Below are 12309 nucleotides of genomic sequence, written 5' to 3'. Positions count from 1 at the left end.
AGGCGTCCATGTCTAGCCTTGGGGCATCGCGTACCATCGAGCGATGGCCAGAAGCCCGATGATGCGCGACCGCGTGAGCGCGAGCATCCTCGACGCTGCTGCCACGCTGCTCGCGGAGGAGGGCGACTCCGCGAGCATGGCCCAGATCGCGGCGTCGGCCGGAGTCGGTCGCGCCACGCTGTACCGCTACTTCCCTACCCGGGAGGCGCTGGTCCGCGGTCTCAGCTCGGCGGCGATCGACGACCTCGCGGGCAGGATCGACGCGGCCGCTCTCGACCAGGTCCCGGTCCGGGAGGCCGTCGCGCGCACCGTCCGAGCCTTCGTCACCGCTGGGGCCACCTGGGCGGCGCTCGCCCGCATCGGCCGCGAGGACTGGAAGGACCCCGTCGACCTGGAGACTCGTGTCGTGACGCCCGTCCGCGCCCTCCTCGAACGCGGCGTCGCCGACGGCACGCTCAGGCGAGACCTGCCGGCGCAGGCCGTGGTCACTCTCTTCACCGGCATGCTCGAGCTGGGCCTCCGCCTCGTCCTGGAGCAGGGCCTCGGCGTCGAGGACGCGAGCGCCACGACCACGGCGCTGTTCCTGGACGGCGCTGCCGCCCAGGAGAGCTGAGCCCTCACCGGGACGGCAGCACGCTCTCGACGGCGAGGCACGGCTCGGTGCCCGGCGCGGCGGCACGGATCGCCAGCGATGCGGCGCCGAGGGCCTCGCGCAGGGCGGCCCGGTCCGCCGGGGAGATCCCGCCGAGCACGACCTCCTCGGCGGCCTGCACACGTCGGCGCGCGGCGGCCAGCACGCGGCGCCCGTGGGCGGTCGGCGCGATGCGGCGCGCCCGTCGGTCACGCGGGTCGGCGCGCCGTTCGACGAGCCCGGCGGACTCCAGGTCGTCGAGGAGGTAGGTCATGACCGTGCGGTCGATGGCGAGCGCCGCGGCGAGGGCGACCTGGGTGGGCGGTTCGCCGCTCGTGACCACGCACAGCACGTGGAAGCCGCGGGTGCCGTGGGGGACGTCGGCGACGGCGTGATCCGCGTGCTCCTGCCAGCTGCGCAGAACCATCGCCAGCGACCATCCGAGGTTCACCGGCTCGGCCGGCGGCGTCGTCGCCGAGGCGCCTGACGCCGAGGCGAGGGGCGGGGTTGCGGTCATCGACCCACTCTACCCGGAATCGTCGGCGCCCAATATGAGTTGTCATGCATACTATCTGCGTACCCACTCTGGCGAGGAGCCCCTGATGCCCGACTACGGCCACGATCTGCTGTTCGGCACGTTCATCACGCCGACGGCGGACGACCCCGAGCGGGTCGTGCAGCTCGCGGAGCTGACCGAGTCGGCGGGGCTGGATCTCGCCACGTTCCAGGACCACCCGTACAACCCGCAGTTCCTCGACACCTGGACGCTGCTGAGCTGGGTCGCGGCACGGACGACGACGCTGCGGGTCGCCGGCAACGTGCTCAACGTGCCCTTGCGCCAGCCGGCGGTGCTCGCGCGCGCCGCTGCGAGCCTCGACCGGCTCTCCGGGGGGCGGGTCGACCTGGCGCTCGGCGCGGGCGGCTTCTGGGACCCGATCGTCGCGATGGGCGGCGACCGCCTGACGCCTGGCCAGAGCGTCGACGCCCTCGGCGAGGCCATCGAGATCATCCGTAAGCTATGGGACGCCGACACCCGGGGTGGCGCGCGCGTGCCCGGTGAGTTCCATCGCGTCGAGGGCGCGAAGCGCGGCCCGGCGCCCGCCCACGACATCCCGATCTGGGTCGGGGCTCTCAAGCCGCGGATGCTGCGACTCGTCGGCCGGCAGGCGGACGGCTGGCTCCCGTCGCTCAGCTACCTGACCGAGCAGGGCATCGCCCCCGCCAACGCCACGATCGACGACGCCGCCGCGGAGGCCGGGCGCGATCCGCGCGAGATCCGCCGGCTCCTCAACCTGTTCGGCGGCCGGTTCGCGACGCTGGGCCGTGGCTTCCTCGAGGGTCCGGCCGAGCAGTGGGTGGACGACCTGCTCCCGTACGTCCTCGAGCACGGCTTCAGCGCGTTCATCCTCGGTGGCGACGACCCCGAGACGTTCGCGCGGTTCGGACAGGAGGTCGCTCCGGCGCTGCGCGAGGCCGTCGCGGCCGAGCGCCGCACCGCCGGGACGGCGACCGGCCGCGTCCGCCCCCCGCGCGCGCTCGAGCTCCGCCGCCCGGGGATCGACTACGACGGCGTGCCGGTAGCCCTGGCGCCCGACGCCGTCGAGCCCGGTGATCGCGCGTACGGCAGCGTCCGTCACACCTACGTGCACTCCGGCGCGCCGGGCCTCGTGCTGCGGCCGCGAACGACCGACGACGTCGTCGCAGCCGTCGCGTACGCCCGTCGCCAGGACGTGCCGATCGCCGTGCGCAGCGGCGGGCACGGCATCAGCGGCCGCTCGACGAACGACGGCGGGATCGTCGTCGACCTCGGAGCGATGAACGGGGTGGAGCTGCTCGACCGCGCGACGCGACGCGTGCTGGTCGAGCCGGGCGCCCGCTGGGGCGACGTCGCCGCGGAGCTCACGCCGCACGGCCTCGCGCTGAGCTCGGGCGACTCGGGCGACGTCGGCGTGGGCGGGCTCGCGACGACCGGTGGGATCGGATTCCTCGGGCGGGCGCACGGCCTGACCATCGACCACCTGGTCGCCGCGGAGGTCGTGCTGGCCGACGGCACCGTCCGGCACGTCGACGCCACGCACGACCCTGAGCTGTTCTGGGGCATCCGCGGCGCCGGCGCGAACTTCGGCATCGTGACGAGGTTCGAGTTCGTCGCCGACGAGGTGGGCGACGTCGTCCTCGGCCAGTTCCTGTTCGACGCCTCGGACGCCGCGCCGCTCCTGGAGGGCTGGGGCTCCGCCGTCGAGAACGCCCCGCGTGAGCTCACCAGCTTCCTCACCCTGTTCCCGGGGCGCGCCGGCCAGCCGCCGATGGCGCTCGCGATGGTGGTGTGGGCGGACGACGACGTCGATGCCGCCCAGGCGGCGCTCGCACCCTTCCTCGACCTCGCGCCGGTGCTCGACCGGCGTGCACAGGTCGCGCCGTACGCGGCGCTCGTCCCGGCCGCGCGGGAGCACCACCATCAGGGCTCGAGCTCGGCGGAGATGCGGAGCGGGTTCCTCCCGACGGTCGATGCGACCACCGCCGAGCGGCTCGCGGCCATGCTCGCTGCCGGCGAGGCGTTCTTCGTGCAGCTGCGCGCCGTCGGAGGCGCCGTCGCCGACGTCGCCCCCGACGCGACCGCGTATGCGCACCGCTCGGCCGCGTTCTCGCTGAACGCGACCCTGTCGCCTGCCCTCGTCGGGCGCGCCCGGGAGCACTGGGCCGAGGTCGCGACGGCGTTCGACGGCATGTACCTGAGCTTCGAGACCGGCACCGGACCGGAGGTGCTGGCCGCCGCGTTCCCGGAGCCCACCCTGACCCGGCTGCGCCGCCTCAAGGCCCACGTCGACCCGGACGAGGTGTTCGGCACCAACTTCCCGATCCCGCCGCTCGCCATCTCCGACGACGACGCCGCCTGAGCACGAGGGCGTCTGTCGTGCGCCGGGCATGAGAGGACTCTCATCCCGGCGTCATCCCCGGTTCATCGGCTCGACCTAGCGTCGCCGACGTGACGAGCACCCGGAGCACCCGCGCCAGCGACGCACCCACCGCTCGCGCCGGTTCCGGGTGGCGTCCGCCGTGGTGGAGCGTCTGCCTGGCCACCGGGGCGGTGTTCCTCACGGCGTCCGCCCTGGCTCTCGGGGGTGTTCTCGTCGCACCGGAGCCCGGGAGTGCGGCGTGGTGGGCGCTCGGGACGCTGGGCCACCTGCCGTTCGGAGTCATCGTGCTCTTCCTCGCGGGCGGGATGGTCGAACGCCTCGGCTACCTCCGGGCGGGTCGCGCACCGCGGCGTGCCGGTCGGCTCCCCGACCTGCTGCCGAGCGTCTGCGTACAGCTGCCGATGTTCAACGAGCTCGCGGTGGCACGGCGCGCGATCCTTGCGGCCGCGGCGCTGGACTGGCCAGCCGACCGCCTGGAGATCCAGGTCCTCGACGACTCGACGGACCCCGACGCGCGGGCGGTCGTCGACCAGGCGTGCGCCGACGTCGCCGCGTCCGGCGTGACGTGCACCGTACTGCGCCGGGCGGAGAGACACGGGTACAAGGCGGGCGCGCTCGAGGAGGGACGCGCGCGGACGGGCGCCGAGCTGCTGGCGATCTTCGACGCCGACTTCGTCCCGCCAGGCGACTTCCTCCGGCGCACCGTGGAGCACTTCTACCGCCCGTCCGGGGAACCGGACGACGGGCTGGCCCTCGTCCAGGCGCGCTGGGGGCACCTCAACGACGACGAGTCGGCGCTCACGCGGGCGCAGTCGCTGTGGGTCGACGACCACCACGTGCTCCAGATGTCGTGGCGGTCCGCCAGGTGGCAGTTCGTCAACTTCACGGGGACCGCGGGGGTGTGGCGCGCATCGAGCATCGAGGCGGTCGGCGGCTGGCGCGCGGCGAGTCTCGTCGAGGACTGCGAGCTGAGCTTCCGGCACCTCTTCGCCGGGTACCGCACGACGTTCGTCAAGGAGGTGGTCGCTCCGGCGGAGCTGCCGGCCACGTTCACGGCGTACAAGGCCCAGCAGAAGAGGTGGACCCAGGGCTGGGCGCAGGTCCAGCGGCTCCACCTCCGGACGTTGGTCACAACGTTCCGGACGACGCCCGCCCGGCACCTCCACCTCGTCTACCACATGCTCATCCCGTGGCAGTGGCCCGCGTGGGCGACGTGGGTGCTGATGCTGCCCGTCCTCATCCACCTGGACCTGTGGGTCGGCGTCCTCGGCGTTCCGCACGGCGTGATCGGCTACCTGCTGCCGCCCACGGTGTGGCTGGTGACGTGCGCCGTCCTCGCGTCCGTCGAGACCCGCGACGGCGACGGCGGGACGCCCCACGCGCGGGCCGTGGTCCGGCGGCTCGCTCGGGCGGTTCCGTACGCGGGCATCGCGACGGCGATGCTCCCGCACCAGTTCAGCGCGTTCGTCGAGGGCTGGCTCGGTCCCTTGCACAGCGAGTTCGAGCGGACGCCGAAGACGGCGTCGGTCGGCGGCGAGGCCGGCGGGCCGGCCACCGCGCGCAGGTCGCCGGTGCGCATCCACGCGCCGTACGTCCTCGCCGAGGCATTCTTCGCGGCGTACCAGCTCACCTGGGCGGTGGTGTTCGCCGTCCACGCCCTCTGGTGGCCCGCGCTCGGTGCAGCGGCGCTGGCCACCGCCGTCGCCTGGCTCGGGTACTTCTACGGCGACGCCGACGGCCGGGTGCTCGGCGCCGTCGAACGCCGGCATGGACGACGCCGCGATGCGGAGGTCCCGTCGCGCCCCGGCGCCGGCGTGGCTCTGCCGGCACCGCCCGTGAGCGATCCGCTCCTGATCGACGACGCCACCTGGTCGCAGCGAGATCTCCCTGCGGCGGGCACTTCCCTCGATCACGAGCCCCTGGCACGGTAGAGATCAGGAAACGTCCAGCGCTCGTTCGTCCGGCGCCCAGCGGCGTCGGCGAACCTCCCGTCGTACATCTGGAGCACGCCCGGGAGGACACCCATGCAGCAGGAGCACCGCGACCTCGAACCCGTCTTCGAGGGCCGACGACTTCCGAGACCGGACGAGGAGGTCGTCGATCAGGGGCTCGGCTTCGACATCGGCACGCTCCTGACGCGGCGCGGCATGCTGTCGATCCTCGGGGTCGGAGCAGCTGGCCTCGGGCTCGCGGCGTGCGGCGTCGACCCTGAGAGCCCCGCCTCGCCGACCTCGTCCGGGACGCCGTCGCCGAGCGCCTCCTCCACCCTCACCGAGGTCCCGGACGAGACCGCCGGCCCCTACCCCGGCGACGGCTCCAACGGCCCCGACGTCCTCGAGCAGAGCGGCATCGTGCGCAGCGACATCCGGTCCAGCTTCGGGACAGCGAGCGGCACGGCCGAGGGCGTGCCGATGGACCTCCAGCTCACGGTCGTCGACCTGGCCGGTGGCGGCGTGCCGTTCGCCGGCGTGGCGGTGTACGTGTGGCACTGCACACGCGAAGGCGGCTACTCGATGTACACGGACGGCATCACCGGGGAGAACTACCTGCGCGGGGTGCAGATCGCCGACGACGACGGCGTCGTGCGGTTCACGAGCATCTTCCCCGCCTGCTACTCCGGACGCTGGCCGCACATTCACTTCGAGGTCTACCCCGACCAGGCGAGCATCACCGACTCGGCCTCGGCCGTCGCCACCTCGCAGGTGGCCCTCCCCCAGGACGTGTGCGAGGCGGTCTACGCGACCAGCGGCTACGACCGGTCGGTGGCGAACCTGGCGCAGGTCACGCTCACCAGCGACAACGTGTTCGGCGACGACGGCGGCTCGAGCCAGCTCGCGAGCGTCACCGGCGACGTGAGCGGTGGCTACGCGGTCGCCCTCACTGTCGGCGTCGACACGACGACGCAGCCGACCGGCGGTAGCGCCCCGGCCGGCGGCGGACCCGGCGGCGAGCCGCCGTCGGGCGGGCCAGGCGGACGCTAGGAGCGAGCCCAACCGCTCGGCCGGCCGTCCCTGCTCGCCGCGAAGACCCCCCGATCGGGGGGTGGTGACGGCGGAGCACCGGCGCGACGCTCGGTGCTGGATGCGACGACACCGGGAGGGACCGTGAGCGGGCACGACGTGGACTCCGACACCGTCATGGTGATCGGCAGCGGACCGGCGGGACTGGCCACGGCGGCGCACCTCGCCGCTCGCGGGGTCGCGGTCACGGTCCTCGAGCGCGGTCCGGTGATCGGGGCCGCCTGGGCTGCGCGGTACGACGGGCTGCGATTCAACACGAGCCGCCGCTACTCAGCCCTCCCCGGGAGGCCGTTCCCGCGCTCGTTCGGCCAGTTCCCCTCACGGGACCAGTACGTCGAATACCTGCGGACCTACGCCGCAGCGGCGGGGATCCGGGTGGAGACCGGGTGCCTCGTGAGCAGCATCGACACCGACGACGGCGGCGGCTGGGTCCTCGAAACCGGCGACGGTGCTCGGCGGGCTCGCCAGGTGGTCGTCGCCACAGGAGTCTTCAACGTGCCGGCGATCCCGGCGTGGGCGACGTCGCCACCCTTCGAGGGACCTGTGCTGCACTCGTCTGCGTACCGGAACGCCGCCGAGCTCACCGAACGACCGGTCCTCGTCGTCGGCACCGGGTCGACGGGCTTGGAAATCGCGTATGAGCTCGCACACGCCGGTGCCGGCGCCGTACTCCTCTCGGTGCGCACGCCGCCGAACCTCCTGCTGCGCGAGATGGGCGGGCTCCCCGGCGACCTCCCCGTCCCGCTCTTTCTCCATCTACCTGCGGCCCCGGTCGACCGGCTGCTGCTCGCGATGCGGCGCCGGGTCATCGGCGACCTCGCACCGTACGGGCTTCCCCTCCCGGACGAGGGACCCATGACGCAGCTTCGCCGCCGCGGGGTCGGCACGGCGATCGTCGACGACGAGGCGCTGGAGGCGATCCGCCAGGGTGCTGTCCGGGTGGTCCCTGCTGTCCGCTCACTGACACCCGACGGCGCGCAGCTTGCGGATGGGTCGCACCACCGGGTGTCCGCAGTCGTCCTGGCGACCGGCTACCGCACGGGGCTGGACGACCTCGTCGGCCATCTGGGGGTCCTCGACCCTGACGGGATGCCACTCGACCGAACCGGCGCCGAGGTCGCGCCGGGCCTGCGATTCGTGGGCTACGTCTACCGACCCGGGCTCACCGGGTACGTCGGCCGGATGGCGCGACGTGTCGCACGGGGAATCGCCCGGGGCACCACGTCCGCCCCGCCGCGCCGGACCGCGCCGCTGGACCCGGAGCACGATCGGCCGGTGGCGTGAGCGTCACCGCCTCACAGCCGCGGGAACGCGTACCACCGGCTGCGCGGACAGCAGCGCGGCGAGCTCGGGCCGACTGCCGACCCCGAGCTTCGCGAAGACCGCCTTCACGTGACCGCGCAGCGTCTCCGGAGTGATCCACAGCCGGTGCGCGATCTCCCCGGTCGCCATCCCCAGCAGCAGCAGCTGGGTGACCTCCTGCTCCCGCCGCGTGAGCTGGTGAAGCCGGAGCAGCATCGGTGCGATGTCGGACCTCCTGGCCGGCTCGAGGACGAGGGCGGTCCCTCCCCTCCCGGCCGGCCGGTCGGCGAGCCGGGCGCCGCGGACGACGATCCACTCACCGGAGCGCGCCCGCACATGGGCGCACGCCGGCGGCCCGGCGTCTCCATCGTCCGCCAGCGCCCTGGCGCGGTGGACGACCTCGTGCAGAACGATGGACGTGTCGAGCGCCTCGTCCTCGACCGAGCCGACCCAGCGAGCGGCCTCCGGCGTCATCGATTCAACGCTGCCGTCGTCGGCCACAACCATGAGCCCGGGCTGTGACTCGGTCCCCCCGCCCGCCGGGCGATGCCTGTCGGCCGTCTCTGCCAGGAGGATGCACGCCCGAATCCCGGAGCCGATGTGCGGGGCAAGCCGGGCTACCACATCGACCTCGTCCGGCGAGAAGTCCTGTCGCTCCGACAGGCGGCTGATGCAGACGTTGCCCCATACCGCGCCGGCCGAGGCGAATACCGCACGCAGCTCGTCGCCGTATCCGGCGGGCTCGTAGCATCGCCGCCACCGGACGCTGCGCCGCAGGTCACCGTCGGTCGACGAGCTCAGGGATGCCGCGGGCGACTCGCGACTCGCGATCTCCCAGAACTTGTTCACGTCGTCCTCGGCCAGCTCGCACTCGACCAGCGCGAGATTGCGCTCACGCTCGACGTTCTCGGCGTAGATCCCGGTGATGAGCATCGTGTCGGGGTCGACGATCATCCAGCCCGAGGCGTCGTAGGGGATCTCGGCGTGGACCTCCGAAGCGACATTCTCGAGCAGCTCGAGGGGCTCCTGCGCCCGCACGCACACGCGGCGCACCCGCTCCTGCAGTCCGCCGCGCGCGACACTGCGCCGTGACATGACGTCCATCATCCGCGCGGGCACCATGGGCCGCAAGGACGAGGCCACGCCGGAGGAACCAACAACGCAGCAGGTGAACGACCGCCTCTCGGCACTGAGCACGGCTCCGCCGGAGGCGATCCGTCGCCGCACGGACGCTCGTCCGGCTACCCCTTGAGCCCCGAGGTGGCCAACCCGGAGACCAGTCGCTTCTGGAAGAACAGGAAGAACACGACGACCGGAATGAGGGCGAGCACCGCCATCGCGAGCATCGGTCCGTATGCTGACTGTCCCGTCGTGTCGATGAAGACCCGCAGGCCCAGAGGCACCGTGAACAGACTGGGGGAGCTGATGTACACGAGCTGACCGAAGAAGTCGTCGAAGGTCCAGATGAACGTGAAGATCGCCGTCGTGACGAGGGCGGGCGTCAACAAGGGAAAAATCACTCGCCGGAACGTGCGAATCGGCCCGCATCCGTCGATGCGGGCCGCCTCGTCGAGCTCGCGTGGAATACCTCGAATGAACTGGACCATGAGGAAGATGAAGAACGCATCGACCGCGAGGAACTTCGGGACCACGAGGGGCAGGTACGTGTCCAACCACCCGAGCTCGCGGAACAGGGTGTATTGCGGAATGAGCGTGACCTGGAACGGCAGCATGATGGTCACGAGCATGACGGCGAAGAGTGTGCGTCTGAACGGGAAGTCAAGTCGAGCGAACACGTACGCGGCCATCGAGCAGGCGAGCACGTTGCCCACCACGGACAGCGTGGACACGAGGGCCGAGTTGAGCAGGTAGACGCCGAACGATCGGCCGGTGCCGGTCCACCCCTCGACGTAGTTCGCCCAGTCGAGCGATCCGGGCAGCGCCGCCGGCTGGGAGAAGATCTCGTCCTCGGGCTTGAGGCTCGCCATGACCATCCACAGCACCGGGTACAGCAGCAGCAGGGCAGCTGCGGTCAGTACGACATAGCGCATCCACCGCCAAGCCGTCGGTCGGTACAACGGGCTGGCGTCGGTCATCGCTCCCCCGAGTCGGCATAGAAGACCCAGCGCCTGGACGTCCAGAACAGCAGCGCCGTGACGAGCCCGATGATGAGCAACAGAACCCAGGCCATCGCGGACGCATAGCCCATCCGGAACTTTGTGAACGCCTCCAGGTAGAGGTAGAGCGAATACAGGAGGGTCGAGTCCGCGGGTCCGCCCGTGCCACCGCTGATGATGTAGGACGGGGTAAAGGTCTGGAACGAGTTGATCATCTCAAGGACGAGATTGAAGAAGATGACCGGTGTGATGAGGGGCACCGTGATCCGCGCGAAGCGACGGACCGGACCGGCGCCGTCGATGGCTGCCGCCTCCTGCAGCTCCGCCGGCACCTGCAGCAGGGCCGCCAGGAAGATCACCATCGGTCCTCCGAACTGCCACACCGACAGGGCGATGAGCGTGAAGAGCGCGGTGTCCGGCGTCGAGACCCAGCTCTGGCCCTCGACGCCGAACATCCCCAGGAAGGCGTTGAAGATCCCGTCCGATCCGAAGACCAAGCGCCACAAGATCGCGATGGCGACGCTCGCGCCGAGGAGGGACGGCAGGTAGAACGCGGCACGATAGACGCCGATCAACCGCACGCCTCGGGCGAGCACGACGGCGATGAGCAACGCGCAGGTCGTCTTCAGCGGTACGGCGATCGCGACGTAGGTGGACGTGACCCCCAGGCTCTGAGCGAGACGCGGATCGTCGAGCATCCGCGCATAGTTCGCGCCTCCGACGAACGTGGGGGCCGAGAGCAGGTCGTAGTCGGTGAACGAGAGGACGAGGCTGGCGATCATCGGCCCCAGCGTGAGACCCACGATGCCGATCAGCCATGGCGAGAGGAGCGTGAACGCCGCTCCCGGATGCCGTCCCACACGACGGCCGGCCGGGACGCGTCCGCCTCGCCTTCCGAGCCGTGCGCTCAGGGCGGCAGACGAGAGCGACACCATCAGCCGAGGAGCCCCTCAGCCTCGTCGAAGAACGCCTGAGCGCCTTCCGCCGGCGTGAGCTGCCCGAACGAAACCTCCTGAGCGATGCGGATGAAGAGGTCCTCGACGTCACGGGCACCGCCGGGGACGATGGACGGCGCCGCGGTCGTCGGCAGCTCCGAGATGCGGCTCACGAAGTCGATGACCTCGGCGTCCTCCGGGGCGAGCGTCGGCTCGAGCACCTCCCGCGCCCTCGCCGACGCAGGCATGCCTGTGCTGAGCCCGACGGCGAGGAGCGCGTCCTCGTCGTTGACGAGGACGTTCACTGCCGCGACCGCGCTGTCCGGGTGAGCGGTGTCAGCGGTGATCGCCCACATCGTCGACGGGCGGATGTACTGGTGCGGGTTGTCGCCGGCGGACGGCTGCGCGACGAGGGCGAGCGGGCTCGGCGACAGTGGGCGGAAGCTGGATGCCGCGGAGGTGAACTGGAAGCTCATCGCCGCATCGCCCGTCACCAGCGGGCTCGTCGGGTAGTCGCCGATCGTGTGTGCTGCCTGGACGTCAGCGGGGACGGTTCCGCCGCTCTCACGCAGATCGGCCCACATCTCGAACCACTCGGTGACATCCTCGACGTCGTCGGTGCGGGCGCCCGAGTCGTCCTCGTAGATGAGATCCCCCGTCTTGCCGAAGTACCAGGTCTCGTACACCCAGTGAAGCGCGGAGACGTCTTCCGTGCCATGGACGGCCCCGCCTGTCGCCTCGGTGACCCCGTTGCTCAACGCGATGAACTCGTCCCACGTCCAGTCGTCCGCGGGTACCTCGAGCCCATATTCGTCGAAGACATCTGTGTTGACGAGCACCGCCTGGGTCGAGATCGAGGTTGGCAAGCCGTAGAGCCCGTCACCGGTGCGGCCGTAGTCGATCGTCGCGTCGTCGTAGCCGGACAGATCCAGCGCCCCGGACTCGACGTACGGAGTCAGGTCCAGGAGTGCGCCCCGTTGCGCGTAGTCCACGCGTTCCGGGACGAAGTTCACGGCAGCGATGTCGGGGGCATTGCCGCCGGCGATCTGCGTCGTGAGCTTCGGGAAGTAGCCGTCGAAGCCGCTGTACTCGCTGACGAACGTCAGGCCGGGCTCCCGCTCGGTGACCACGTCGAGCGCCGCGTTGATCGCGTCGGCCCGGTCCTCCGCCCCCCACCAGACGATGCGCAGTTCCGCATCGGGCACGGGCCCGACTGTCGGGGCGGCTTCGGGAGCGGTCCCTCCGCAAGCCGCGAGCGCAGCGCTCACGGCGATCGCCGCGAAGGCGGCTGTCGTCGAGCGACCAACTCGTCGGGTGTCGTTCATGAGTGCTCCTCATCGAGTAGAACGAAGTGGTCCGTCGCCACGGCGAGTAAGCCGTACGTAA

The 12309-nt window shown here is 71.5% G+C and carries 10 protein-coding genes; 5 read left to right on the top strand and 5 right to left on the bottom strand.

Going from position 1 to position 12309, the window contains the following annotated elements; genetic code table 11:
* Positions 1-43: 43 nt before the first annotated feature.
* On the top strand, positions 44-613 hold the full coding sequence (locus tag BCAV_RS21425; RefSeq protein WP_083769948.1) for a TetR/AcrR family transcriptional regulator: 570 nt from the start codon (positions 44-46) through the stop codon (positions 611-613).
* 4 nt (positions 614-617) lie between these two features.
* On the opposite strand, the gene BCAV_RS04665 is transcribed toward BCAV_RS21425, so the two are convergent.
* A complete protein-coding gene (locus BCAV_RS04665) occupies positions 618-1148 on the bottom strand; it encodes a MarR family winged helix-turn-helix transcriptional regulator (RefSeq protein ID WP_012725968.1) in 531 nt (176 codons plus the stop codon).
* 85 nt (positions 1149-1233) lie between these two features.
* Between BCAV_RS04665 and BCAV_RS04660 the strand changes: the two genes are divergently transcribed.
* The 4 genes from BCAV_RS04660 (at position 1234) to BCAV_RS04645 (ending at position 7853) form a co-directional block, all read left to right on the top strand.
* Positions 1234-3528, top strand: coding sequence for an LLM class flavin-dependent oxidoreductase (locus BCAV_RS04660; protein WP_012725967.1), 2295 nt, complete (start codon positions 1234-1236; stop codon positions 3526-3528).
* A gap of 89 nt (positions 3529-3617) precedes the next feature.
* Positions 3618-5480 (top strand): glycosyltransferase family 2 protein, encoded by a 1863-nt coding sequence (locus tag BCAV_RS21420; RefSeq protein ID WP_050761636.1) that lies wholly within the window; start codon positions 3618-3620, stop codon positions 5478-5480.
* A 93-nt stretch (positions 5481-5573) separates the two neighbouring features.
* Positions 5574-6530 (top strand): intradiol ring-cleavage dioxygenase, encoded by a 957-nt coding sequence (locus tag BCAV_RS04650; protein ID WP_012725965.1) that lies wholly within the window; start codon positions 5574-5576, stop codon positions 6528-6530.
* Between the two features lie 123 nt (positions 6531-6653).
* Entirely contained in the window at positions 6654-7853 is a 1200-nt protein-coding gene (locus BCAV_RS04645) for a flavin-containing monooxygenase (protein WP_012725964.1), read from the top strand.
* Positions 7854-7856: 3 nt separating this feature from the next.
* Here the strand turns inward: BCAV_RS04645 and BCAV_RS04640 are convergent, their stop codons facing one another.
* The 4 genes from BCAV_RS04640 to BCAV_RS04625 form a co-directional block, all read right to left on the bottom strand.
* Positions 7857-8966, bottom strand: a complete 1110-nt coding sequence (locus tag BCAV_RS04640) for a helix-turn-helix transcriptional regulator (RefSeq protein WP_187292848.1) — start codon at positions 8964-8966, stop codon at positions 7857-7859.
* A gap of 146 nt (positions 8967-9112) precedes the next feature.
* Complete coding sequence (locus tag BCAV_RS04635) at positions 9113-9967, bottom strand: carbohydrate ABC transporter permease (RefSeq protein ID WP_012725962.1); 855 nt, start codon at positions 9965-9967, stop codon at positions 9113-9115.
* A complete protein-coding gene (locus tag BCAV_RS04630) occupies positions 9964-10923 on the bottom strand; it encodes a carbohydrate ABC transporter permease (RefSeq protein WP_012725961.1) in 960 nt (319 codons plus the stop codon). The genes BCAV_RS04635 and BCAV_RS04630 overlap by 4 nt, the downstream gene beginning before the upstream one ends.
* Complete coding sequence (locus tag BCAV_RS04625) at positions 10923-12128, bottom strand: ABC transporter substrate-binding protein (protein WP_043346592.1); 1206 nt, start codon at positions 12126-12128, stop codon at positions 10923-10925. Before BCAV_RS04625 ends, BCAV_RS04630 begins: the two co-directional genes overlap by 1 nt.
* Between the last annotated feature and the right edge of the window lie 181 nt (positions 12129-12309).

Origin of the sequence: Beutenbergia cavernae DSM 12333, assembly GCF_000023105.1 — a bacterium.
GTDB lineage: Bacteria > Actinomycetota > Actinomycetes > Actinomycetales > Beutenbergiaceae > Beutenbergia > Beutenbergia cavernae.
The sequence above is the reverse complement of the archived record's forward strand: the minus strand, read 5'-3'. Positions and strand labels throughout refer to the sequence as shown.

Coding starts and splice junctions, on each gene's coding strand:
- BCAV_RS04635 (WP_012725962.1), bottom strand. CDS start 9,967: ATGACCGACGCCAGCCCGTTGTACCGACCGACGGCTTGGCGGTGGATG.
- BCAV_RS04650 (WP_012725965.1), top strand. CDS start 5,574: ATGCAGCAGGAGCACCGCGACCTCGAACCCGTCTTCGAGGGCCGACGA.
- BCAV_RS04630 (WP_012725961.1), bottom strand. CDS start 10,923: ATGGTGTCGCTCTCGTCTGCCGCCCTGAGCGCACGGCTCGGAAGGCGA.
- BCAV_RS21425 (WP_083769948.1), top strand. CDS start 44: ATGGCCAGAAGCCCGATGATGCGCGACCGCGTGAGCGCGAGCATCCTC.
- BCAV_RS04665 (WP_012725968.1), bottom strand. CDS start 1,148: ATGACCGCAACCCCGCCCCTCGCCTCGGCGTCAGGCGCCTCGGCGACG.
- BCAV_RS04640 (WP_187292848.1), bottom strand. CDS start 8,966: ATGTCACGGCGCAGTGTCGCGCGCGGCGGACTGCAGGAGCGGGTGCGC.
- BCAV_RS04660 (WP_012725967.1), top strand. CDS start 1,234: ATGCCCGACTACGGCCACGATCTGCTGTTCGGCACGTTCATCACGCCG.